Consider the following 23135-nt stretch of genomic DNA (forward strand, 5'->3'; position numbering starts at 1 on the left):
TGAAGAGGAGGCGGCCGTGGGACGCGGAGGGCAGCAGTCGCTGGCGCGGGTAGCGGTGATCGTCAGGGCCGGTGCGGCCCCGATGTGGTGGCTGGGGGTCGTGGCGGCGGGGACCGGGGCGTTCATCCCCGGACTGACCGGCCGCCGGACCGGGTTGTACGCGGGGGTGGCGCTGTTCGTCCTCAGCGCGGCGGCCGTCGCACTCGTGCGGCGACGGCGGTACGGCGGCTGGGGCGAAGCCACTTCGCGCGCGGGGAAGTTCGACTACCTCCAGGACCGCGCGGTGACGCTGCGGGTCTGGCGGCGTGCCCATGTGTGGTGGCTGGCGGGCGGGTTCATCGCGGCGGCGGGCCTCTCGTTCGCCGTACCGGTCGCGGGCGGCGCCGCCCTCGCGGGCGCGGGAGCCGGGCTGTGGCTCAAGGCCGTCCTGCTGGGCCGCGGTGAGCGCGCCGGCGGGGAACTGCTGTGGGTCCGTACCGACTGGGCCGGGCGCGGCAGCCCGGTCGGCAAGAAGGTCAAGGGCTTCCGTACGACCGGCCTGGAGGCGGGGGACGCCGCACCCGGCGGGGCGCGGCGGCCCCGCGAGAAGCAGGCCAGGCAGCCCAAGCAGCCCAGGCAGGCCAAGCAGGGCAAGAAGGCCAAGGCGGAACGGGCTCCCGTCTGACGTCCGTTGATCAGTCCCGTACGAGCGCGTCCGGATCCCCGCCGCCCGACTCGGCGACGATCTCCGCCACGGTCTGCGCCGGCCGTACGGTGGCGAACCGCACCGCGCCCGCCGTCGCGGTGAACCCGTGGATGCCGGGCCGGGCCAGGCTGTTGTACGCGTAGTGGTTGGCGAAGTAGTACGCGCCGGTGTCCAGCGCCGCCACGACATCGCCCTGCGCCAGCAGCGGCAGGGGCCGGTCCGTGGCCAGCACGTCGCCCGCGAAGCAGGCCGGGCCCGCGATGTCCTGGTTGACGTCGGGGCCGTTCTTGGGCCGGCCTTCGGCGTCGTACGCCGCGATGCGCAGCGGCCATGACTCAGGGTCGTAGACGGTCCGGGTGGCGATCTGCACGCCGGCGTGGGTGACGGCGATGGGCCGGCCGCCGGCGGACTTCGCGTACTCGACCCGGGCCAGGACCGTGCCGTGCTTGGCGAGCAGGGAGCGGCCGAACTCGGTGACGAGCCCGTAGCGGCCGTCGAACAGCCCGGGGACGGTGGCCTTCAGCAGCCGGGCGTACTCGGCGTAGGTGGGGGTCTGCTCGTCGGAGGAGAAGTTGACCGGGAGGCCGCCGCCGATGTCGATGGTGTCGACCTGCTGCCGGCCGGCCGCCGCGTTGATCTCCTCGGCCAGTTCGTGGACCGTCCGGACGCCCTCCGCCATGAGGGCGAACGGCACGCCCTGGGAGCCGGAGTGGGTGTGCAGCCGGGTCAGCCAGGGCCGGTCCAGGAAGGCCCGGACGACCCGGGCACGGGCGCCCTCGTCGCGCAGCGCGACGCCGAACTTGGACGTGGCCGTCGCCGTCGACAGGGCGCCGATGGAGCCGCTGCCGGTCTGCGGGTTGACCCGTAGACCGATCGGGGAACGGGTGGGCGCCGAGTGCACGAGCGCGTCGAGGCGGGTGAGCTCCTGGGGGTTGTCGGCGTTGACCGCGATGCCCAGGGCGAGGGCCTCGCGGAGTTCGGCGCCCGTCTTGGCGGGGGAGTCCAGGACGGTGCGCTCGGGCGGGATACCGGCGGCGCGCGCGATGCCCAGTTCGCCGGGGCTCGCGACCTCGGCGCCGACGCCCTCGTCGCGCAGGAGGCGCACGACGGGCACGAGGGGCGCGGCCTTGACGGCGAAGGTGTGCAGGACGCGGGTGTCCGGGGCGGTGACGGCGGCGAAGGCGGCGTGCAGCGCGGCGACGGAGGCACGGATACCCGCCACGTCGAGCAGGGCGGCGATCGGAGCCGCCTCGGTGAGCAGCCCCTGCCCGACGGCCGCCCGTACGGCGAGATCGCGCCGGTCGGCGGCCTCCCTCGCCGACTCGGGTCCCGCGTAGCCGGTGCCGTTGTCTTCGCCTGTCTCGTGGGCCGTGCCGGTGTCCTCGATCATGCGTGTCAGCCAATCATCCGGCCGCCGGTTGCTCCACTGTTGACTACATCTATTCAGGCCCGGAGTATGTGAATAGATCGGCCAACAGTGGAGCAGTGACGGAGGAGGCACCCGCCATGTCAGGACCCCGACCCGTACGGGCACCGCGCGGTACGGAACTGAGCGCCCTGGGATGGCAGCAGGAAGCCGCCCTCCGCATGCTCCAGAACAACCTTGATCCCGAGGTCGCCGAACACCCCGACCAGCTCGTCGTCTACGGCGGCACGGGCAGGGCCGCGCGCGACTGGCGCTCCTTCGACGCGATGACACGCACGCTGCGGACGCTGAAGCAGGACGAGACGATGCTCGTCCAGTCCGGCCGCCCGGTGGGCGTGATGCGGACCCACGAGTGGGCGCCGCGCGTGCTGATCGCCAACTCGAACCTGGTCGGCGACTGGGCCAACTGGGAGGAGTTCCGCCGCCTGGAACAGCTCGGCCTCACCATGTACGGCCAGATGACCGCCGGCTCCTGGATCTACATCGGCACGCAGGGCATCCTCCAGGGCACGTACGAGACGTTCGCCGCCGTGGCCGCGAAGCGGTTCGGCGGCACCCTCGCCGGGACCATCACCCTCACCGCCGGGCTCGGCGGGATGGGCGGCGCGCAGCCGCTGGCCGTGACCATGAACGACGGGGTCGCGATCTGTATCGACTGCGATCCGCGCGCGATCGACCGCCGCATCGAGCACCGCTTCCTGGACGTGCGGGCCGACTCCCTGGAGCACGCGCTCCAGCTCGCCACCCAGGCGCGCGACGCGCGCCGGCCCCTGTCGATCGGGCTGCTCGGCAACGCGGCGGAGCTGCTGCCCCGGATGCTCGCCGAGGGCGCGCCGATCGACATCGTCACCGACCAGACGTCGGCGCACGACCCGCTGGCGTATCTGCCGCTGGGTGTCGACTTCGACGACATGGCGTCGTACGCCGCCGAGAAGCCGGCCGACTTCACGCTCCGCGCCCGCGAGTCCATGGCGCGGCACGTGGAGGCGATGGTGGGCTTCATGGACGCGGGCGCCGAGGTCTTCGACTACGGCAACTCCATCCGGGGCGAGGCCCAACTGGCGGGCTACGACCGGGCGTTCGCCTTCCCCGGCTTCGTACCGGCCTATATCCGCCCGCTGTTCTGCGAGGGCCGGGGCCCGTTCCGCTGGGCGGCGCTGTCCGGCGAGGCGTCGGACATCCACAAGACGGACCGGGCGATCCTGGAGCTGTTCCCCGAGGGCGACTCGCTCCAGAACGCCTCGCTGCACCGTTGGATCAAGATGGCCGGCGAACGCGTCCACTTCCAGGGCCTGCCCGCCCGCATCTGCTGGCTCGGCTACGGCGAGCGCGACAAGGCGGGCGAGCGCTTCAACGACATGGTGGCGAGCGGTGAACTCGCCGCGCCGGTCGTCATCGGCCGCGACCACCTGGACGCCGGGTCGGTGGCGTCCCCGTACCGCGAGACCGAGGCGATGCTCGACGGCTCGGACGCCATCGCCGACTGGCCGCTGCTGAACGCCATGGTCAACGTCGCCTCCGGCGCGACCTGGGTCTCGATCCACCACGGCGGCGGCGTCGGCATGGGCCGCTCGATCCACGCGGGCCAGGTGACGGTCGCGGACGGCACGGCACTGGCGGCGGAGAAGATCCGCCGCGTCCTGACGAACGACCCGGGCATGGGCGTCATCCGCCACGTCGACGCGGGCTACGACACGGCGACAACGGTCGCCACGGACCGCGGCGTCCGCATCCCGATGCGGGAGAGCGAGTGACCCCCGCGGGCGGTCCGGGCCCTGTGGGCGAGACCGGGGGAGCACCGCGACCCGGCCGGGCGGTGGGTGGCGCCGCGCGTCCGCCCGCCCGCGCGGCGGGTGGTGCGCGGCCATCGGTTGGCGCTGGGGCGGCTTCCCCCGGCGCCGCGGGTGAGGTACCCGGCGACCCCGGACGGGCCCCGGTCCAGGCCGGTGGTGTCTCCTTTCAGGAGATGTGGCGGGAGCTCGCGCCCGTCGGGCGGGACTCCGGTAGCCGTGGGTATCGGCGGTACGCCTGGACCGGGGCCGATCTTGAGTGCCGGGGCTGGTTCCGGGCGCAGGCCGAGGCGCGCGGGCTGGCGTACGAGAGCGACCGGAACGGGAATCAGTGGGCCTGGCTCGGCGACCCCGGCGCCGGGGACGCCGTCGTCATCGGGTCGCATCTGGACTCCGTGCCCGACGGCGGCGCCTTCGACGGGCCGCTCGGCGTGGTGTCCTCCTTCGCCGCGCTCGACGAACTGCGCCGCAGGGGAGCCGAGTTCACCCGACCCGTCGCGATCACCAACTTCGGTGACGAGGAGGGCGCCCGGTTCGGGCTCGCCTGTGTCGGCTCCCGGCTCACCGCCGGGCAGCTCGGCGTCGAGCAGGCGCACGCCCTGCGCGACGGGGACGGCGTCCCGCTGCCGCGCGCCATGGAGGCGGCCGGATACGACCCGGACGCCATCGGGCCCGACCCCGAACGCCTCGCCCGCATCGGCGCGTTCGTCGAACTGCACGTCGAGCAGGGGCGCGCGCTCGACCTGACCGGTGACCCAGTCGGCATCGCCTCCTCCATCTGGCCACACGGCCGCTGGCGCTTCGACTTCCAAGGCGAGGCCAACCACGCCGGCACCACCCTCCTGGCGGACCGCAGCGACCCGATGCTCACCTACGCCGAGACCGTCCTCGCCGCCCGCCGCGAGGCGGCACTCGTCGGTGCACTCGCCACCTTCGGCAAGATCGCCGTCGAACCCAACGGTGTGAACGCCATCCCCTCCCTCGTACGCGGCTGGCTGGACTCCCGCGCCGCCGACCAGGCCACCCTGGACACCGTCGTCGCCGCGATCGAGGCGGCGGCCCACGAGCACGCCGAGCGCGCGGGCATCGATCTGCGGGTCGTACGGGAGTCCTTCACGCCCGTGGTCGAGTTCGCCCACGGCCTGCGCGACGAGGTCGGCAGGATCCTCGGCGGCAAGCTCCCCGTGCTCGGCACCGGCGCCGGTCATGACGCGGGTATTTTGTCCGGATCCATTCCGACCGCCATGCTGTTCGTACGGAACCCCACCGGCGTCTCGCACTCCCCGGCCGAGTTCGCGGCCGAGGACGACTGCGTGGCCGGTGTCCTCGCACTCGCCGACGTACTGGAAGGGCTGGCGTGCACGTGACGACGTACTGGCTGGAGCACGCCTGGCTCGACACCCACGTCGAACCGGCGGTGACCGTGACGGTCGACGACGGCCGTATCACCGACGTCCGTACGGGGGACGACACCCCGCCCGCCGGTGCCACGGCCCTGCGCGGCCTCACCCTCCCCGGCCTGGCCAACACCCACTCGCACGCCTTCCACCGGGCGCTGCGCGGCAAGGTCCAGGTCGGCTCCGGCACCTTCTGGACCTGGCGCGAGATGATGTATCAGGTCGCCTCCCGCCTCACTCCCGACACCTACCACGCGCTCGCCCGCGCCGTGTACGCCGAGATGGCACTGGCCGGCATCACCTCCGTCGGTGAATTCCACTATCTGCATCACGCTCCTGGCGGAACGCCCTACGACAATCCCAACGCGATGGGCGAGGCGCTGATCGCCGCCGCCGACGAGGCCGGGATCCGGATCACCCTCCTGGACACCGCTTATCTCTCCTCCGGCATCTCCAAGCGGCGCGGCGGCAAGCCCCCGGACCGCCACCAGGTCCGCTTCTCCGACGGCACCGCGCACGGCTGGGCGGAGCGTGTGTCCGCCCTCCACGACCGGTATCCCAAGGACGACGACCATGTGCGGATCGGCGCGGCCGTCCACTCCGTACGCGCCGTGCCCGCCGAGCAGCTTTCGACCGTCGCCGAGTGGGCCGAGGAACGGCAGTCCCCGCTCCATGTCCATCTCTCCGAACAGACCGCCGAGAACGACGCCTGCCTCGCCACCCACGACCGCACCCCCGCCCAGCTCCTGGCCGACCACGGGGTCCTCGGCCCCCGCACCACCAGCGTCCACAACACCCACCTCACCGACCAGGACATCGCCCTGCTGGGCTCCTCCCGCACCGGCACCTGCATGTGCCCCACCACCGAACGCGACCTCGCCGACGGCATCGGCCCCGCCGCGCGGCTCCAGCTCGCGGGCTCGCCCCTGTCGCTGGGCAGCGACAGCCACGCCGTGATCGACATCTTCGAAGAGGCCCGTGCCATGGAGCTCAACGAGCGGCTGCGCACCCGCGCCCGGGGCCACTGGACGGCCGCCGCGCTCCTCTCCGCCGCCACGGCCGACGGCCACGCGGCCCTCGGCAGGGCCGAGGCAGGCCGGATCGAACGGGGCGCGCTCGCCGACCTCGTCACGATTGCCCTGGACTCCGTCAGAACAGCGGGACAGGTACCGAGGCTGGGCGCCGAGACGGCCGTATTCGCCGCGACATCCGCGGACGTGCGTCACACGATCGTGGGCGGTCGCCAGCTCGTACGGGACGGGGAGCACACCCTGATCCCGGACGTGCCCGGAGCCCTCGCCCGGTCCATCGCGGCCGTACGCGGCTGAAGGAGAGCGCCCCCACCATGACGCCGACCGACATTCCCGCCAGCACGACCACCGGCACGAGCGCCGGCACGCCCGTCCACCCGAGCGCCCCCACGGCCGCCCCCACCACAGCCATCACCAACATCGCCGCTCTGGTCACCAACGATCCCTCCCTCGGTGACGGATCCCCCATCGGTCTGATCCAGGACGCGGCCGTCGTCATCGGCGGCGACCGCGTCGTCTGGGTCGGTGAATCAAGCAAAGCACCCGCCACTGACAACGCCGTCGACGCCGGCGGCCGGGCGGTCGTCCCCGGCTTCGTCGACTCCCACTCCCACCTCGTCTTCGCGGGCGACCGTACCCAGGAGTTCAACGCCCGCATGTCGGGCCGCCCCTACTCCGCAGGCGGCATCCGCACCACCGTCGCCGCGACCCGCGCCGCCACCGACGACGAGCTGAGCGCCAACGTCGCCAAGTACCTCGCCGAGGGCCTCCGCCAGGGCACCACCACGCAGGAGACCAAGTCCGGCTACGGCCTCACCGTCACCGACGAGGCGCGCGCGCTGCGCGTCGCGGCCCGGCACACCGACGAGGTCACCTACCTCGGCGCCCACATCGTCGCGCCCGAACTCGCCGACGACCCCGCCGCCTACGTCGACCTCGTCACCGGCGACATGCTCGACGCCTGCGCCCCGTACGCGCGTTGGATCGACGTCTTCTGCGAGAAGGGCGCCTTCGACGGCGACCAGGCGCGGGCGATCCTCACCGCGGGCCTGGCGAAGGGACTCCAACCACGGGTCCACGCCAACCAGTTGTCGTACGGCCCCGGTGTCCGGCTCGCCGTCGAGCTGGACGCCGCGTCCGCCGACCACTGCACCCACCTCACCGACGGGGACGTCGACGCGCTCGCCAACTCCCGTACGGTCGCGACGCTCCTGCCCGGCGCCGAGTTCTCCACCCGCGCCGACTGGCCGGACGCCCGCCGGCTGCTCGACGCGGGGGTCACCGTCGCGCTGTCCACCGACTGCAACCCCGGTTCGTCCTTCACCTCGTCGATGGCGTTCTGCGTCGCCCTCGCCGTACGCGACATGGGGATGACGCCCGACGAGGCGATCTGGTCGGCAACGGCGGGCGGCGCCGCCGCACTGCGCCGTACGGACGTCGGGCGCCTCACGCGCGGCGCCCGCGCCGACCTCGTCCTGCTCGACGCCCCGAGCCATGTCCATCTGGCCTACCGGCCGGGAGTGCCGCTGACCCGGGCGGTCTGGCGCGCCGGCGAACGCCTGCACTGACCGGGCGGGAAGAACGGCGTGGCGACCTGGACCGGAAAAGCACCGAACCCCGGCCGCGGGCAAGGGACTTGCCGCGCGGCCGGGGTCCGAGAGCGGACCGGGCGAGAGTGTTACGCGTTCACCGACCACTTCTGGTTGGCCGCGCCCGTGCATGTCCAGATCTGGGCCCGCGCCCCGTTCGCCGTCGAACCGCCGGTCACATCCATGCACTTGTCCGCCTGGATGTTCACGACATCGTTCGCGCCCGACACGGCCCAGCGCTGATTACCCGCGCCGTTGCAGTCCCAGAGCTGGAGCTGGGCGCCGTCGGCGGTGCTGTTGTCCTTCACGTCCAGGCACTTGCCGAGCGCCCGCAGCGAGTCGTTGGCGCCCCTGCTCCACTGCTGCGCGCCGGAGCCGTTGCAGTCGTAGAGCTGAACAGCCGTCCCGTTGGCGGAACTCGCGCCCGCCACGTCCAGGCACTTGCCGCCGATACCGGTGATCGAACCGCCGGTGCCCCCGCCGCCGTCCGTCGTGACCCGCACGTAGTCGACGGTCAGGGTGCTCGGGAAGGGCGTGCTGCTGTTGGGGTCGCCGGGCCAGTAGCCGCCGACCGCGAGGTTGAGGATCAGGAAGAACGGCTTGTTGAACACCCATTCCCGGCCGCCCAGATCGGCGGGCGTACGGGTCTGGAAGACGTTGCCGTCGACCGACCAGCGGATGGAGTTGGGCGACCAGTCGATCGCGAAGGTGTGGAAGGCGTCGGCGAACGCCTGGCCGCCGGGGAGGCTGTAGCCGGCGCCGATGCCGCCCGAGCCCGAGTAACCGGGGCCGTGCAGGGTGCCGTGGACGGTGTTCGGCTCGAAGCCGACGTTCTCCATGATGTCGATCTCGCCGCTGTTGGGCCAGCCGACGTCGCCCATGTTGTTGCCGAGCATCCAGAACGCGGGCCACATGCCCTGCCCGCGCGGGACCTTCATCCGCGCCTCGACGCGGCCGTACTGCGCGGTGAACTTGCCCGCCGTGTTGAGCCGGGCCGATGTGTACTCGCACCGGCCGTACCAGCACTGGTAGTTGCCGGGGTTGTCCTTGCGGGCGGTGATGACGAGATTGCCCTGGCCGTCGAGGGCGGCGTTGTTGTTGCCGGCCGTGTAGTACTGCCGTTCATGGTTGTTGACGTTGTCGCCGGTCTCGATCTGCCATCTGCTGCCGTTGACGGCTGATCCGGCGGGACCGTCGAAGTTCTCGTCGAACGTGACGGCTCTCGCCGCCTTCGTGCCGTTCGTGTCGCTCGTATCGCTCGCGGCACTGATGCGGGCTTCGGGGGAGGGCGTCGCCGCTCCGGAGGGCACGGCCGTGGCCACGCTCGTACAGCAGAGAAGAGCCAGGGCGTACAGCGTCACACGACGCCGCAGGGGGGTTCGCACAGGTCATCACTTCACTTCTCATGGGGGCATGGGCATGACATGCAGTGCTTTAATTCAATACTTGATTTAAGGGGGGCCGGGAGGGGCCGTCAAGGAGTTGGTATGGACCAAAGTGAGACGGGCAGTCGCTGCACGCTGTTGCCCACGAAGCTGGCGTGGCGCGGCAGTTCGGCCTCCGTGACCGCGACGTCAAGGTCCGGGAAGCGGGTGAACAGCCGCTCCAGCGCGATCGTCGCCTCCATCCGGGCCAGCGACGACCCCAGACAGAAGTGCGCGCCGTGCCCGAGCGAGAGATGGCGGGTGGTCGAGCCCGTGGCGTACCGGGTGACGTCGAAGACATCCGCGTCGTCCCCGTGTGCGGCCTTGTCGCGGCCCGCCGCCGAGTAGCCCGCGAGCACCGGCGTCCCCTGCGGGATCACCGTGCCGTCCACCGTGAGGTCCCGGGTCGGGTAGCGGAACGGGAAGAAGCTCACCGGGCTGTCCCAGCGCAGGGTCTCCTCGACCACGTCCGACCAGCTCGCCTTGCCGTGCATGACCAGTTCGAGCTGGTCGCGGTTGCGGCACAGGGCGCGCACCGCGTTGGTGATCAGATTCAGTGTCGTCTCGTGCCCGGCGATGATCATCAGCAGCAGGGTGCCGATGAGTTCATGCCCGCTCAGCCGGTCGCCGTCCTCCTCGCGCGCCGCGATCAGCGCGCTGGTCAGGTCCTCGCCGGGGTTCTCAGTACGGGAGGCGGCCACCGCGCTCAGTACGGCCACGATGTCCCGGTTGGCTGCCATCGCGTCCTCGGGAGAGATGTCCGTCGCGACGATCTGGTTCGACAGATGGTGCAGCTGGTCCCGGAACACCTCGTCCACGCCCAGCAGTTCACAGATGACGCCCATCGGCAGCGGCAGCGCGAAGTCCGCGCGGAGATCGACGACGTGCGGTCCGTCCTGGCCGTCCTGGCCAGGACGGCCGGCCGCCGCGAGCCCGTCCAGCAGCTCCGCCGTCACCTCCTCGACCCGCCCGCGCAGCGCCTCCACCCGTCGCGACGTGAACGCCTTGCTCACCAGCGACCGCAGCCGCCGGTGGTCGTCGCCGTCCGCCGTCGTCATGCCTTGAACGGTCGCGAACGTCTTCAGCGGCCAGCCGTCGGGAATCCGCCCCTCCCGCAACGCCGTGAAGTGCGTGGCGCCCTTGGCGACATCGGGGTGCGACAGGAATTCCTTGAGCGCGTCGTGCCCGATGACGGCCATCGCCTCTACCTCGCCGGGCAGTACGACGGGGGCCACCGCGCCGCGCGCGAGCAGCCGGGCGTTGGCCGCGTGCGGGCAGCCACCGGACGGGTCCATCCGGTGGGGGACGTCGGCGGCGGCGTCGCCGAGGACGTCGGAGACGTCGGAGACGTCGGGGGACATGCCGGCGGACGGATCGGGCTTGGCGCTCATCGGTGCTCTCCTCAATTCCGCGGTGCCCGCGCTCCACGCGGCAACTGCGGTTCGGTGAAGCGGACGGGAAGGGCCGCCAGGCCCTTGCTCCAGGGCGATTTGATCCAGGCCAACTCGCCTTCGGGCACGGCCAGTTCGAGATCAGGCAGTCGATGCCTGATGGTGTCGACCGCGGTACGGGTGATCAGCCTGGCCGGGTCCTGGGCGGGGCAGGTGTGCGGTCCGGCCCCGAAGGCCAGGTGCGAGCGGTTGCCGACGACGGGCGTGCCGTCCTCCGGCAGGATGTCGGGGTCGGCGTTCGCCCCGGCCAGACCGAGGATCAGCATGTCACCGGCCCGCACCTCCTGACCGCCGAACCGCAGATCGCGGGTGGCGTAGCGGGCGGGGAAGTTCTGCGTCGGCGGGAAGCGCCACAGCACCAGGTCCAGCGCGTCGTCGACGCTCAGATGACCGCCGCTGAGCGAGGACCGGAACGCCGGGTCGCACAGCAGGATGCGCAGAGTGGTGGCGATCCAGTTCACCGTGGTCTGGTTGCCCGCGACGAACATCACCACCAGGTTGTGCAGCACTTCCTCGTCCGTCAGCCGCGCCGGATGGTGCAGCAGCGCGGACGTGACGTCGTTGCCGGGACGGCGCCGCTTCTCCTCGATGAGGGCGAGCAGGATCGAGCCCATCCGCTTGCTCGCGTCGGCGGAGTCGGCGTTCGCCACGACCAGCCCCGCGATGGCCTTCACCAGCTCCCGGCCCGTCGGCTCGTCGAGCCCGAGCAGGCCGGTGATCACCATCAGCGGCAGCTTGCGCGCGTAGTCCGAGACCAGGTCAGCCTCCTTGCGGTCGGCGAACTCGGTGATCAGCCGCTCGGACAACGCCCGTACGCCGCGCCGCAGTTCATGCCCGTTGATCCGGGAGAGCGCGTCCGACACGGCCGCCCGCATCCGGCGGTGCTGCTGCCCGTCGGCGAACAGCAGCGCCGGGCGCCAGCCCACCATCGGCAGGATCGGCGAGTCCTCCGGCACTCGGCCCTCGCGCAACTGGCGCCAGCGGCGCGGGTCGTGAGAGAAGTCCTGCTCCTCACGGGTCAGCCGTACGAGCTCACGGTGGCCGAGCACCAGCCATGCCTCGATACCGGGCGCGACGGCGACCGGCGCCACCGGACCGTGCTCGGCGCGCAGTTGCTCGTACAGGCGAGGCAGCATGTCGCCGTCGAGCTGCTCCCCGAAGATGGGCGTCGCCGCCGTGTGCCCGGCGACCGGACAGCCCCCGGCGCGTGGCTCGGGCTCGGGCGCCGGCGTCGATACGGCGTCGGCTGCGGGAGTGGTCATGTGGACTCCGTAGCGGTCATGTGGACTCCGTCATGAGGACTCGGCGGCGAGGACGAGATGGCGTACGAGGGCGATGAGCGCCATGACGGACGACCGCTCGTCCCGCGCGTCGCAGGAGACCAGCGGCGTCTCCGGCAACAGGTCGAGGGCGGCGCGCAGTTCACCGTCGCTGTGCCGGGGGCTGCCCGGGAAGACGTTGACGGCGACGGCGAACGGCAGCCCCAGGTCCTCCAGATGGCCGAGCGCGTCGAAGGAGGCGGTCAGATCACGGGTGTCCACCAGGGCGAGCGCGCCCAGCGCGCCCCGCGCCAGATCGCGCCAGGCGGGCAGGAAACGCTGCTGCCCCGGCGTACCGAAGAGGTAGAGGACCAGCTCGCCGTCGAGCGTCATCCGGCCGAAGTCCAGGGCGACGGTCGTCGTGGCCTTGGCCTGGTCGGGGGGTACGTCGACCGAGGCGCCCGCCTGGGTCATCACGGCCTCGGTGCTGAGCGGTTTGATCTCGGAGACCGTGCCGATGAACGTCGTCTTGCCCACGCCCAGCGGCCCGACGACCATGATCTTCGCCGCGCCGGAGACGCTGGAGCTCACGTACTTGCCGGCGGCGACGCCTTCGGACGCCGCCCCGGACCGCGGCTCGGGCGGGGCGGCGTCCGACGACGTCGCCGCCGCCTCCGGCGCCTCGGGCGCGGTGGCCTCAGAGGCGGCTTTCGAGGCCATGGAGGACCTTTCTCAGCATGGTCACATCGGCTCGTTCGGCCGGCGGTATGGGTGGGCGGGTCACGATCAGCCCCCAGTCGATGAGGTCGGCGAGCAACACCTGTACCACGGAGGGTGGTTGGCCCAGATGGGCCGACACCTCGGCCACCGACAGCAGGCCCTGACAGTGCGTCAGGATCGTTCGGTGTTCGGGCTGGAGGGTCGCGGGCGGGACCGCTGCCGCGGCCACCACCAGGGACTCCCAGGACAGTGGTTCGACTCCGGCGTCCGCCCTGCCACCGGTGATCACGTACGGGCGTACCGCCGACGTGGTCCGGTCGTCGGGGCGCTCCGTCATGAGGACGGGCTCACCGGATCCCGGGGATGGCTGCTCAGGTGGCTGCCGATCTTCACGACCAGCAGTTGCATCTGCTGGGCCACCAGGCCCACATCGGCGTCGGTCTCGGTCGCGGCGCCCAGCTGGGCACCCACCCCGGCCGACGTGAAGAGGACGAAGCCCTGGTCGGACTCCAGCATCAACTGCCGTACGTCGGCGCCGCCGCCGAACAGCAGCCCCGCCGTGGAACGCCCCGTCATCGTCAGCGCGGCGGAGGCCGCCGCGAGCGATTCGGCCTCGGCCACGCTCAGTTCGGACACCGGGCCCTTCAGACCTTCGGCGGACGCGTGGCCGAGCCGCAGACCGTCCTCCGAGACGACCACGGCGTGTCGGACCCCCGGGATCTCGGTCAGCGGGCGGAGCATCCACCCGAGATCCGGGAGTCGGGAGATCGTTCCGGTCACTCTTCCGGTCACTGCCGGCCTCCGTCGTGTTGGTCGGGCACTTCGGTGTCCTGGACGGCCGCCGCGCGGCCACGACGGGAGCCGGACACCACGCTGGTGATCGACGCGCGTGCCGCTTCGGGGGTCCAGGAGGGGTCGGGCTGCGCTTGCTGTGGGGGTTGCGGCTGCGACGCCTGTGGTGCCTGTTCCGGTGTCCGTTCCTTTTCCCGCGCGGTGGCGGGGACGGCGGACGGGCTCCGCCGCCTGCTGCGGCGGCGCGGCAGCCCGCCGGGCGCGTCCTCCGGGGCTGCGGCGGCAGATCGTTCGTGCTCACGCGCTCCCCCCGCAGACGCGTCGCCGGAAGCGCCCTCGTCCGCCGGTGCCCTGCCCGCACGCGCTTCGCCCTCCGACACCTGGTCGCTGACCGCCACCGGCGGAAAGTGCGACAGCGGTTCGGTCAGCAGGCGGTGCGGTACGAAGGTGACGGCCCGGGTCCCGCCGTACGCGGACGCCCCCGTCAGCTCCACGTTGAAGCCCATCTCCCGGCTCCAGCGCCCCACGCACGCCAGCCCCAGGCGCGGTACGGCCCCGAGTCGCGTCAGGTCCAGATCGTCCCTGAGCTGCGACATCGCCTGCTTCAGTACGTCCGGCGGCATACCGAGGCCCGCGTCGTCGATCTCCACGACGGCTCCCGCGCCGACCTCCCGGATCGTCACGATCACCTGGGTGCGGGAGGGCGAGAACACGGTCGCGTTCTCCAGGAGTTCGGCGACGGCGTGCATCAGGCCCTCGACGGCGGGCGGCACCACGTACAGGGTCTGTCCGCCGTGCACCTCGACGCGCCCGAACTCCACGATCCGCGACTGCGCGCCGCGCACGCAGTCGTACAGCGAGACCGGCTGCGACTCGCGCCTGGCCGGCCAGATCCCGCACATCACGAGGAGCGTCTGCGCCTTACGGGTCATCTGCGAGGCCGCGTGGTCGGCCTTCATCACGTCCGCCATCAGCCTCGGGTCGTCGATGGCGCGCTCCACCTGGTCGAGTACCTGCTGCTGCACCGTGGCCATCGCGTGCATGTTCCGGGCGACCGACTCGAAGGCCGTCTGCACCGAGTCGCGCAGGCCGCGCTCGCGCCGTACGCCCTCGTCCGAGCCGAGCGCGGCGACCACCGCGGCCAGCGCGCGTGCGAAGTCCTCGCCGGTCTCGGCCTCGGGCGCGACCGGTCCCGGGATGCCCTCCAACCGCCGTCCCGTACGCACCCGTTCGGCGATGGCGGGGGCGCGTACCGCCGCGAGATGTGCCATCTCGGCGGCCCGCGCCGCGGCGGTACGCCGCGCCCGGTCGTGTTCGGCGCGCTCCGCGGCCAACTGCCGGCGCAGTACGAGCACCCAGGCCAGGAGCAGCACGGCGACGGCGGCGCAGCCGCCCGCGAGCACCTGCCGCCACTCCTCCGTTGAGCCCTGGCCGATCAGCACGGCGGCGACGGCGGCGACCGCCAGGACCGCGAGCCACCACACCGCCCGTCTGTTCCTTCCGTCCACCGGACGGCTCAACACGGCGAATCCGACATGACAGGCACGGATACGGCGAACACGGAGACCGGGCCCCTTCCAGGACTCGTCGGACACGTAGGGCTCCCGCCGGCGTGATCGCGAGCAACCAGATCCTACGAGCAATGTGCCTGCCGCGGGCAGGAGTTGCTCAACTCCTGTCACACGGCGACACGAGCCGGGCACTACCCGCACACATGTGGGGCGGACCCGCGGGACGTTCGGGCTGGCCGCGGGTGTGGCCGCACCCCACCACACCGGCCCCCTGGCCACCATCGGCCACATGTACAGGTTCACCCACCGCGTCCGCCGTGATCCGTATCCGTCATGACATGGCCGACTGGCCCTGTACCGGAGCGATTTGGGCCGGTACCGTCCTGTTCGGCGTGAGCTCGTCGGGGGACCGGCCGTGGGGACGGCCGACAGGGACGGGCCCGAGCGACCGGGGGGTCGAGTTGAGCGATGTACGTGTACGTGGTGCTGCCGCCGCCCGCATCCGTGTGATGCGGCCGGGGGAGATGGGCGCGGCGGAGATCGAACGCTGGCGCGAGTTACGGGCGCTGTCCGGCGCGCCAGCCAATCCGTTCATGGAGCCCGAGTTCACCCTCGCAGTCGGCCGTGTGCGGCCGGGCGCGCGGGTGGCCGTCGTCGGAGGCGGGAGCGGCGAGTACGAAGGCTTCTTCCCTCACGAGAAGGGCCCGTTGGGGCAGGGCCGTGCGATCGGGTTCGGGGTGTCCGACAGCCAGGGAGTGGTGCTGAACCCCGAACACAGGCTCTCGGCCGGGGAGTTGCTGCGCGCCTGCTCCCTCACCAGCTGGGAGTTCGACAATCTCGAAGCGGGCCAGACGCTCTTCGTCCCGGCCGCGGCCGAGGAGTTCGACTCCCCGGTCATCGACGTCGCTCAGGGGTACGAGGCGTACGAGGCGGTCCTGCGTGCCGGTTCGCCCAAGTTCTTCCGTACGACGACCGCCAAGGAACGCAAACTGGCCCGCCAGGCGGGCGAGGTGCGGTTCGTCTTCGACGAGCGTGATCCGGCGGCCCTGCGCACGCTCATGGAGTGGAAGTCGGCCCAGTACCGCAGGACGGGCCGCCGCGACCGGTTCGCCAACGAGTGGATCAGCGCGCTGGTACGGCAGTTGGCGGCTGACCGCACACCCGGCTGCTCCGGTGTGCTCTCCGTGCTGTACGCCGGTGACCGCCCGGCCGCCGCGCACTTCGGGCTCCGCTCACGGACGGTCCTGTCCTGCTGGTTCCCCGCGTACGACACCGACTTCGCCAAGTACTCACCCGGTCTGATCCTCCATCTGCGGATGGCGGAGGCGGCGGCCGGCGCCGGGATCGGCCTGCTCGACCTGGGCAGGGGCGCCGCCGAGTACAAGGACGCGCTCAAGACCGGTGATCTGCGGGTGTACGAGGGGGCTTCGGTACGGCGCGGGCCACGGGCGGCCCTGTACCGGCTCAGCCGTGAGCCGTCGCGCCGCGCGCACAGCTTCGTACGGAACAGGCCGAGGCTGGCCGGCTACGCGCAGCGCGCTCTGAAGCAGGTGGGCCGGCTCCGCGACCGGTGACGGTGGCCGGCGACCGGGCCGATTCCTCGTACCACTTGGCAGTCGTTCTCAGTGCCCACGAGCGGAGGCAGGATGCCCCACACTCCGAGCACGTCCTCACGACCACCTTCACGACCACCTTCAGGACCACCTTCAAGACCGCCCTCACGATCGCTCCTGCGCGACGTCGGCGTCGCGGACCTGGACCTCGCCCTGGATCCCGGTGACCCCGGTGACCCCGGCGATCCCGGGGCCAAGGCCGAGGTCCTGTCCCTGACCCCCGCCCCCGGCGGCCCGCCCCTTCACGCCGGTCCCGTCTACGCGCTCGTACGTCTCCGGGGCCGCCCCGTCGCCACCGTCCTCACCACGGTCCCCGACGGCGCCGACCCCGCCGAGGTCCTGACGGCGGCCTTCCTCGTCCAGCGAGGCGGCGAGCACAACGAGCACCTCCAACACCCGTCGGCCGAAGGCCCCTTGGGCGGTGAGCCGCCCCGTACGGCAGTCGTCGTCGCCACCCGCGAGCGCGCCGACCAGCTCGGCCGCGCCCTCGATTCGCTCCTCGCGCAGGAGCACCCGGACTTCGCAGTGGTGGTCGTCGACAACGCGCCCGTCACCACCGCCACCCGTGAACTCGTCCACTCCCGTTACGCGGGCCGCGTCACCTACGTCCACGAGCCCGTGCCCGGACTGGCCGCCGCCCACAACCGAGGCGTCGCCGCCACCGGCAGCCCCGTCATCGCCTTCACGGACGACGACGTCGTCGCCGATCCGCACTGGCTCTCCGCGCTCACCGCGCCGTTCGCCGCCGATCCCCGTACGGGCTGTGTCACGGGCCTGATCCTGCCCGCCCGTCTGACCACCCCCGCGCAGGTCCTTCTGGAGAGCCACGGCGGCTTCGCGAAAGGCTTCGCCCCGCGTCTCTACGACCCGGCCGCGCCGCCCCCCGGCGAACCGCTCTTCCCGTTCACGGCGGGCAGCTTCGGATCCGGCGCCAACATGGCGTTCCGCGCGTCAGCCCTGCGCACCGTCGGCGGTTTCGACCCCGCCACCGGCGCCGGCACACCCGCCAAGGGCGGCGACGACCTCTACGCGTTCGTCCGGATCCTGAGCGCCGGCCACCGGCTGCGGTACGTACCCGGCGCGCTGGTCTGGCACCACCACCGTGAGACCTGGCCGGACCTGCGGAACCAGGCGTACGGCTACGGCGCCGGCCTCACCGCCTATCTCACCGCCGTCATCTGCCGCCACCCGGCCCTGCTGCCCGCGCTGTTGGCGAAGCTGCCGCGCGGGCTGGCCCACGCGCGGGCCATCACCGCGCACCGGCAGGGGCCGGCCGAGACCGGGGCGGGCACCCCGGGCGCCCCCGGCATTCCCGGCGCGCACGGCACCCACAGCCACCCGTGGCCGCGCACCCTGTCCCGGCTGGAGCGCAGAGGGATGCTGTACGGCCCGCTGGGTTACGCCAAGGCCCGCTGGGGGCGGCGATGACGCGCCGGGTGCCGCACCGGGCGACGCGGCCGGGGGACCACTCACCGTGCCGTATCCCCGTGCTGCTGTACCACGCGGTGATGGCCGATCCGCCCGCCTGGATCGCCGAATTCACCGTCACACCACGGCAGTTCACCGACCAACTCGACGCGATCGTGGCCACGGGCCGTACCCCTGTACCGGTCAGCGCGCTCGTCGAAGGGCTGACCGGCGGCGCCCCGCTGCCACCCCGGCCCGTGGTCCTGACCTTCGACGACGGATTCGCCGATCTGCCGGGCCCGACGGCCGAAGCGCTCGCCGAGCGCGCCCTGCCCGCGACCGCCTATCTCACGACCGGTGCCATCACCCCGGGGCTCGGCAGCCTGCTCCCGCCCGCCCCGATGATGACTCTCGCGCAGGCGCCGTCGCTGGAGCGGTACGGCGTGGAGGTCGGCGCGCACACGGTCACCCACCCGCAGCTGGACACCCTTCGCGCGCCCCAACTGGACAGTGAGCTACGAGAGTCCAAGGCGGCGCTCGAAGATGTCCTGGGCCATGAGGTCGCGCATCTCGCCTATCCGCACGGCTACAACAGCCGTGCCGTACGGGGGGCCGCCCGCCGAGCCGGATACGCCTCGGCCGTCGCCGTACGCCACGCGCTCAGCTCGGACGCGGACGAGCCGTTCCGTATCTCCCGCCTCATCCTGCGCCGCGGCCACACGGTGGCGGACGTGGAGGCGTGGATGGCGGGGGAGGGCGCGCGGGCGGCGCCGTTCCCCGACTCGGCGGCGACGGTGGGCTGGCGCCTCTACCGCAGGACGCGCGCGGCCGTCGGGGGACCGCGGTTCGCCGGCTAGAGGGGGCCGGGGCAGGGGCGGCCCTTACGCAACAGAGATGCACGAGAGCCACGCAAAAGCGCAGAGAGTTCATATAATTCGCTGAAGGGGACAGCGGCGTGACGGCCGCGACACAGGGGTGGGGGGAGTCGCACCGTGCAACCACGCGTGCCCGCGCCGGACATGGCCCAGCCTCCGACCAAGGCGGAGGCCGAGACTGAGGCTGAGGCCGAGACCCCGCAGCCGACACGATCAACCCCGCCCCGGCCCCGCCGCGCGCTGCCCCGGCCGTTACGGGCCCTGCGGCCCCAACTCCTCCTCTCCTGGCTGCCGTTGCTCGCCGGGGCCGTCCTCTGGGTGTACGCGCTGCCGCGCATCGGCTTCCGCACCATGGGCGACTACGGGCTCCTCGACCGTTTCCCCGTCGCGTTCTACGCCACCCTCGCCCTCCTCACGTGCGGATTCCTGGCCGCCCTGCGCCGCGCCGGAACCGCGCCGTGGTGGCCCGCGAGCTACTGCGTCGCCCTTCTCGTCGCGCTCAAGGCGCCCCCCGCCGTGCTTTACGACTCCGTGCGCTATCCCTGGGCCTCCAAGCACGACGCCGTGATCAACCAGCTCCTGCTCAACGGTGAACTGCGCCCGAACGGCGCCCTGTCGGGCAACATGTCCGCCTACGACCAGTGGCCCGGCTTCTTCACCCTCGTCGGCGGGCTGGTCCGCGCCTTCGGCGTCGAGAGCGCCGCCGTGTTCCTCAACTGGGCCCCGATCGCGCTCGGTCTGCTGCTGATGCCGGTGCTCGTGCTGCTGTACCGCACCTTCACCGAGGACTGGCGGCTGGTGTGGACCGCCGTCTGGATCTTCCAGCTCGCCAACTGGGTGGGGCAGGACTATCTGGCGCCGCAGGGCTTCGCGTATCTGCTGCATCTGTCCGTGATCGCCGTTGTGCTACGGCACTTCGTGCTGCCGAAGTCGGCGGGCAGGCTGCGCGACCGCTCGTTCCTCGACCCGGCGTCCGCCGCCGTGCCACCGCCCACCGGCACCCGGCAGCGCGCCGTCTGTGTGGCGCTCCTCGCGCCGCTGATCCTGGCCGTCAACGCCGCGCACCAGCTCACGCCGGTGATGCTCTGCGTCTCGCTGTTCGCACTGACCCTCACCCGCCGCTACCGCAACTACGGACTGCTGGCCGTCGCCGTCCTGATCATGCTGGCCTGGGACCTGACGATGGGCCGGCCGCTGTTCGTCGAGACCCTGGGCACGCTGCGGGACTCGCTCGGCGAGCTGACCCAGAACTCACGCGCGGGTTACGCCGGTGAGCTCACCGGCCCCGGCCCCGAACTCGCGGGCCGCGCCAACGTGTTGATGGTGCTCGCCGTCGCCGCTCTGGCGGGCGCGGCGCTGCTGCTGCGGCGCCGGCTCCTGCGGAGCGCGCTGCCGCTGCTGCTCGTGTCCGTCGCGCCGGTCCCGCTCTTCGTCGTGAACGACTACGGCGGCGAAATGCTCTTCCGGGTCTATCTGTTCGGGCTGCCCGGCGCCGCGTTCTTCGCGGCGGCGACGCTCGTGCCCGCCGTCGGCGCCGCCCGGCGCGGACCGGCGCGCCGACGGGCCGCCGCGCTCACGCTCCATGTCGCGCTGCCCGTCTCCCTGGTGGCGCTGCTGGCCGGCTTCCTGCCCTCGTACTACGGCAAGGAGAAGATGTACTACACCCCGCCCGCCGAGACCGCGCTGGTCACCCGCGCGATCGACCGGGCGCCCGAAGGCGCGCTGATCCTCGCCACCACCGGCTCCTTCCCACAGGCGCTGCACCGCTACGACCGGGTGGAGCACTGGTTCTTCGCCGAGCAGGAACTCCCCGAGAACGAAAGGATGTTGGCAGACCCCGCCCGCTATCTGGCCGACCGGATCCCGCCGGACACCGACGCGTACGTGATCCTCACCCGTACGCAGGACATCTACGCGGCCGGCGAAGGACTGCTGCCCCCGGGCGGCTTCGGCGCCCTGCGGTCACGGCTCAGCGTCTCTCCCCTGTTCCGGGTGGTGGAGGCGCACTCGTACGGCATCGTCCTGGAGTACCGGCAGGCCGCGGAAGGCGAACGTCCATGACTTTGGATCATTTACGGCTCCGAGTACCGCTGGCCCTCGCCGGCTGGGGCGCGCTCGCCGCGACCGCTCTGCCCGGTGGTTCACCACTGCGCTGGGTCCCGGTGTCGCTCTTCGTCTGTTTCGGACCCGGTCTCGCGCTTCTCCATCCGCTGCGCGGCACGCTGCGCCCGGCCGCCCGTATCGAGGCCGTCGCGCTCGCCGCGCCGCTCAGCCTCTCCCTCGCGGTGACGGTCTCCACCACCCTGTTTCTGGTGCGCGGCTTCTCGGCGACGGCCTTCCTGGTGACACTGGCGGCGGTCACGACCGTCGCCGCCGCCCTGCCGGGGCTGCCCCTGCCCGCCGCGACGCGCGGCGCGGCGGGCAGGAGGGGACGGTGATGGCGGCACGGCTCAGCGATGCCGAGAAACAGGCGTACACCGTGATCGTCCTCGTCGCCGTCGGGCTGCTCATCGCCGGGATCGGTATCTGGGCCACCGAGTCGGACGGGCCGGTGGATCCCTGCGCGGCTACCGACCGGCTGGAGCCGCCGTGCGGCGCGTGGTGGGGGGCGTACGTCCCGTACGACGAGAGCGGCCCGGCGGAAGGCTCACTCACCAGGGCGGTGTACGCCTTCGAGAAGAAGATCGGCCGCAAGCTCGACCTCGTCTACAACTACCACGACATGTCGAACACCGACCTCGACGGACAGCTTCTCACCCCCGACGAGCGGGAGTTGGGCGAGGACCGGATGCTGATGCTGGCCTGGGAGTCCACCGTGTGGCGTGAGCCGCACCACGCCAACTGGACCGAGGACCAGCTGGGCTGGGCGAACATCGCCTCCGGGAAGCACGACGAGGAGATCATCGATCCGCAGGCGCGCCGGATCAAGGAGTACGGCGACCAGCGGGGCAAACGGATCTTCTTCTCCTTCGACCAGGAGGTCGACGCCCGGATCAAGGAGGGCGCGGGCACCCCGGCGGAGTACGTCGCCGCGTACCGCCATCTCCGGGACCGCTTCGAGGAGTTGGGCGTCGACAACGTCGTGTGGGTGTGGACGGTCTCCGGCTATCTGGGCAGCGCGGACGAGATGAAGGCGCTGTATCCGGGGGACGACTACGTCGACTGGATCGGCATGGACCAGTACAACTACTTCCTCTGTCACGACACGACCGACTGGAAGGACTTCGAACGCAGCCAGCGCCCGACCTATGACTGGCTGCGAGCCAACGTATCGGCGGAGAAGCCTTTGATGCTGGCCGAGTTCGGCACCGTTCCCGATCCGGGTGACCCCGGCAGACAGCGCGACTGGTACGCGGACATCCCTGGATCGGTGCGCTCCATGCCGGATGTGAAGGCGCTGGTGCAGTGGAACAGACCGGTGCCGGGCGACAACTGTGATCTGACGGTCAACGAGGGCCCGGGGCTCGCGGGTTACCGCGAGGCGGGCGAGGACGACTACTTCCGGCAGCCGCTGCCGAGGTAGCCCGGTGGTCCTCAGCGTGCTCGCCCACTCCTCAACTGTCCTCAACCGCCGAGCAGCACCTCGTACGCCGTCGGCACGAACCGGTCCGCCCGCCTGAACCGCCGCGTGGCGAGCGCCGCCACCGCCGTCCCCGTCCCCGGACAGAACCCGATGAACGCCTGCTGCCCGCTTGTCGCCCCGCAGTGGAAGTACGCCGGACCGTTCGCGGTCGGATGCTGGAACCAGGTCAGGGTGTGCGTGTGCGCCTTGCCCACGCCGCGCCGCAGCACCGGGCGGCGCACCGCGTGCAGCGCGTGCGCCAGCGCCGGTGTGCGCTCGGGCCGCAGATGCGCCTCAAGGAAGGTGAGCAGATCGTGCGGGGTGGGCCCGGACCGCGCCCGCCGCCGCGAAGCCGCCGATACGCAGCGGCGGCACCTCACTCACGCCGTCCCCGGCGTGCCCGATCGCATCGCTGGCCGTACCGGCGCAGCGAGTTGACGTACCGGACAGCCCGAGCGGCACCGGGACCTGCTCCTCCATCAACGTGTCCCAACTGGTGCGCGTGGCGGTGGAGAGCGCGTGCCCGAGGACGGAGACGGCGAAGTTGGAGTAGTGCCAGCGGGTGCCCGACCAAGTCACCTGTGATGTCACGGGCGTTGGTCT

19 protein-coding genes and 1 pseudogene are annotated in these 23135 nt (G+C 72.0%); 11 read left to right on the plus strand and 9 right to left on the minus strand.

What is annotated here, in order from left to right; translation table 11 throughout:
* Positions 1-16 precede the first annotated feature (16 nt).
* Entirely contained in the window at positions 17-664 is a 648-nt protein-coding gene (locus ACFWV8_RS02035) for a hypothetical protein (RefSeq protein ID WP_384197100.1), read from the plus strand.
* Positions 665-674: 10 nt separating this feature from the next.
* On the opposite strand, the gene ACFWV8_RS02040 is transcribed toward ACFWV8_RS02035, so the two are convergent.
* Positions 675-2075, minus strand: a complete 1401-nt coding sequence (locus ACFWV8_RS02040) for a diaminopimelate decarboxylase (RefSeq protein ID WP_384197102.1) — start codon at positions 2073-2075, stop codon at positions 675-677.
* A 116-nt stretch (positions 2076-2191) separates the two neighbouring features.
* Here ACFWV8_RS02040 and hutU point away from each other — a divergent pair, with 116 nt between their 5' ends.
* The 4 genes from hutU (at position 2192) to hutI (ending at position 7897) form a co-directional block, all read left to right on the plus strand.
* Positions 2192-3865 (plus strand): urocanate hydratase, encoded by a 1674-nt coding sequence (hutU, locus tag ACFWV8_RS02045; RefSeq protein WP_384197103.1) that lies wholly within the window; start codon positions 2192-2194, stop codon positions 3863-3865.
* Positions 3866-4077: 212 nt separating this feature from the next.
* On the plus strand, positions 4078-5268 hold the full coding sequence (locus ACFWV8_RS02050; protein WP_384197104.1) for an allantoate amidohydrolase: 1191 nt from the start codon (positions 4078-4080) through the stop codon (positions 5266-5268).
* A complete protein-coding gene (locus tag ACFWV8_RS02055) occupies positions 5259-6626 on the plus strand; it encodes a formimidoylglutamate deiminase (protein WP_384197106.1) in 1368 nt (455 codons plus the stop codon). The genes ACFWV8_RS02050 and ACFWV8_RS02055 overlap by 10 nt, the downstream gene beginning before the upstream one ends.
* Positions 6627-6643: 17 nt before the next feature.
* Positions 6644-7897, plus strand: coding sequence for an imidazolonepropionase (hutI, locus tag ACFWV8_RS02060; protein ID WP_384197107.1), 1254 nt, complete (start codon positions 6644-6646; stop codon positions 7895-7897).
* A gap of 110 nt (positions 7898-8007) precedes the next feature.
* Here the strand turns inward: hutI and ACFWV8_RS02065 are convergent, their stop codons facing one another.
* The 7 genes from ACFWV8_RS02065 to ACFWV8_RS02095 form a co-directional block, all read right to left on the minus strand.
* On the minus strand, positions 8008-9303 hold the full coding sequence (locus ACFWV8_RS02065; RefSeq protein WP_384197109.1) for a family 16 glycosylhydrolase: 1296 nt from the start codon (positions 9301-9303) through the stop codon (positions 8008-8010).
* An 89-nt stretch (positions 9304-9392) separates the two neighbouring features.
* Positions 9393-10637 carry a cytochrome P450 gene (locus ACFWV8_RS02070; protein ID WP_384197214.1) on the minus strand — a complete coding sequence of 415 codons (1245 nt, stop codon included), beginning with the start codon at positions 10635-10637 and terminating at the stop codon, positions 9393-9395.
* A 107-nt stretch (positions 10638-10744) separates the two neighbouring features.
* Positions 10745-12055, minus strand: coding sequence for a cytochrome P450 (locus ACFWV8_RS02075; RefSeq protein ID WP_384197111.1), 1311 nt, complete (start codon positions 12053-12055; stop codon positions 10745-10747).
* A gap of 30 nt (positions 12056-12085) precedes the next feature.
* On the minus strand, positions 12086-12772 hold the full coding sequence (locus tag ACFWV8_RS02080; protein ID WP_384197113.1) for an ATP/GTP-binding protein: 687 nt from the start codon (positions 12770-12772) through the stop codon (positions 12086-12088).
* Complete coding sequence (locus ACFWV8_RS02085; RefSeq protein ID WP_329386913.1) at positions 12750-13109, minus strand: DUF742 domain-containing protein; 360 nt, start codon at positions 13107-13109, stop codon at positions 12750-12752. Before ACFWV8_RS02085 ends, ACFWV8_RS02080 begins: the two co-directional genes overlap by 23 nt.
* The gene (locus ACFWV8_RS02090; protein ID WP_329392412.1) at positions 13106-13552 is read right to left on the minus strand and encodes a roadblock/LC7 domain-containing protein; all 447 of its coding nucleotides are present in this window, start codon (positions 13550-13552) and stop codon (positions 13106-13108) included. The genes ACFWV8_RS02085 and ACFWV8_RS02090 overlap by 4 nt, the downstream gene beginning before the upstream one ends.
* Positions 13553-13560: 8 nt before the next feature.
* Complete coding sequence (locus tag ACFWV8_RS02095) at positions 13561-15048, minus strand: ATP-binding protein (protein ID WP_384197114.1); 1488 nt, start codon at positions 15046-15048, stop codon at positions 13561-13563.
* Between the two features lie 536 nt (positions 15049-15584).
* Between ACFWV8_RS02095 and ACFWV8_RS02100 the strand changes: the two genes are divergently transcribed.
* From ACFWV8_RS02100 to ACFWV8_RS02125, 6 genes are all read left to right on the plus strand, one after another.
* Complete coding sequence (locus tag ACFWV8_RS02100; RefSeq protein ID WP_384197216.1) at positions 15585-16649, plus strand: GNAT family N-acetyltransferase; 1065 nt, start codon at positions 15585-15587, stop codon at positions 16647-16649.
* Between the two features lie 72 nt (positions 16650-16721).
* Positions 16722-18116 (plus strand): glycosyltransferase family 2 protein, encoded by a 1395-nt coding sequence (locus ACFWV8_RS02105; RefSeq protein WP_384197116.1) that lies wholly within the window; start codon positions 16722-16724, stop codon positions 18114-18116.
* A gap of 59 nt (positions 18117-18175) precedes the next feature.
* Positions 18176-18952 (plus strand): polysaccharide deacetylase family protein, encoded by a 777-nt coding sequence (locus tag ACFWV8_RS02110; protein ID WP_384197218.1) that lies wholly within the window; start codon positions 18176-18178, stop codon positions 18950-18952.
* 162 nt (positions 18953-19114) lie between these two features.
* The gene (locus ACFWV8_RS02115) at positions 19115-21031 is read left to right on the plus strand and encodes a hypothetical protein (protein WP_384197219.1); all 1917 of its coding nucleotides are present in this window, start codon (positions 19115-19117) and stop codon (positions 21029-21031) included.
* Positions 21028-21408, plus strand: coding sequence for a hypothetical protein (locus ACFWV8_RS02120; protein WP_384197118.1), 381 nt, complete (start codon positions 21028-21030; stop codon positions 21406-21408). The genes ACFWV8_RS02115 and ACFWV8_RS02120 overlap by 4 nt, the downstream gene beginning before the upstream one ends.
* Positions 21408-22493 (plus strand): glycoside hydrolase family 26 protein, encoded by a 1086-nt coding sequence (locus ACFWV8_RS02125; RefSeq protein ID WP_384197120.1) that lies wholly within the window; start codon positions 21408-21410, stop codon positions 22491-22493. The genes ACFWV8_RS02120 and ACFWV8_RS02125 overlap by 1 nt, the downstream gene beginning before the upstream one ends.
* Before the next feature lie 41 nt (positions 22494-22534).
* Here ACFWV8_RS02125 and ACFWV8_RS02130 read toward each other — a convergent pair.
* Positions 22535-23099 (minus strand): annotated as a pseudogene (locus ACFWV8_RS02130) (serine hydrolase domain-containing protein); the annotation flags it as partial.
* Between the last annotated feature and the right edge of the window lie 36 nt (positions 23100-23135).

This window comes from Streptomyces sp. NPDC058665 (assembly GCF_042714995.1).
Classification (GTDB): Bacteria; Actinomycetota; Actinomycetes; order Streptomycetales; family Streptomycetaceae; genus Streptomyces.

Coding starts and splice junctions, on each gene's coding strand:
- hutI (WP_384197107.1), top strand. CDS start 6,644: ATGACGCCGACCGACATTCCCGCCAGCACGACCACCGGCACGAGCGCC.
- ACFWV8_RS02050 (WP_384197104.1), top strand. CDS start 4,078: ATGTGGCGGGAGCTCGCGCCCGTCGGGCGGGACTCCGGTAGCCGTGGG.
- ACFWV8_RS02125 (WP_384197120.1), top strand. CDS start 21,408: ATGGCGGCACGGCTCAGCGATGCCGAGAAACAGGCGTACACCGTGATC.
- ACFWV8_RS02100 (WP_384197216.1), top strand. CDS start 15,585: ATGCGGCCGGGGGAGATGGGCGCGGCGGAGATCGAACGCTGGCGCGAG.
- ACFWV8_RS02120 (WP_384197118.1), top strand. CDS start 21,028: ATGACTTTGGATCATTTACGGCTCCGAGTACCGCTGGCCCTCGCCGGC.
- ACFWV8_RS02105 (WP_384197116.1), top strand. CDS start 16,722: ATGCCCCACACTCCGAGCACGTCCTCACGACCACCTTCACGACCACCT.
- ACFWV8_RS02085 (WP_329386913.1), bottom strand. CDS start 13,109: ATGACGGAGCGCCCCGACGACCGGACCACGTCGGCGGTACGCCCGTAC.
- ACFWV8_RS02070 (WP_384197214.1), bottom strand. CDS start 10,637: ATGGACCCGTCCGGTGGCTGCCCGCACGCGGCCAACGCCCGGCTGCTC.
- ACFWV8_RS02075 (WP_384197111.1), bottom strand. CDS start 12,055: ATGACCACTCCCGCAGCCGACGCCGTATCGACGCCGGCGCCCGAGCCC.
- ACFWV8_RS02040 (WP_384197102.1), bottom strand. CDS start 2,075: ATGATCGAGGACACCGGCACGGCCCACGAGACAGGCGAAGACAACGGC.
- ACFWV8_RS02115 (WP_384197219.1), top strand. CDS start 19,115: ATGGCCCAGCCTCCGACCAAGGCGGAGGCCGAGACTGAGGCTGAGGCC.
- ACFWV8_RS02080 (WP_384197113.1), bottom strand. CDS start 12,772: ATGGCCTCGAAAGCCGCCTCTGAGGCCACCGCGCCCGAGGCGCCGGAG.
- hutU (WP_384197103.1), top strand. CDS start 2,192: ATGTCAGGACCCCGACCCGTACGGGCACCGCGCGGTACGGAACTGAGC.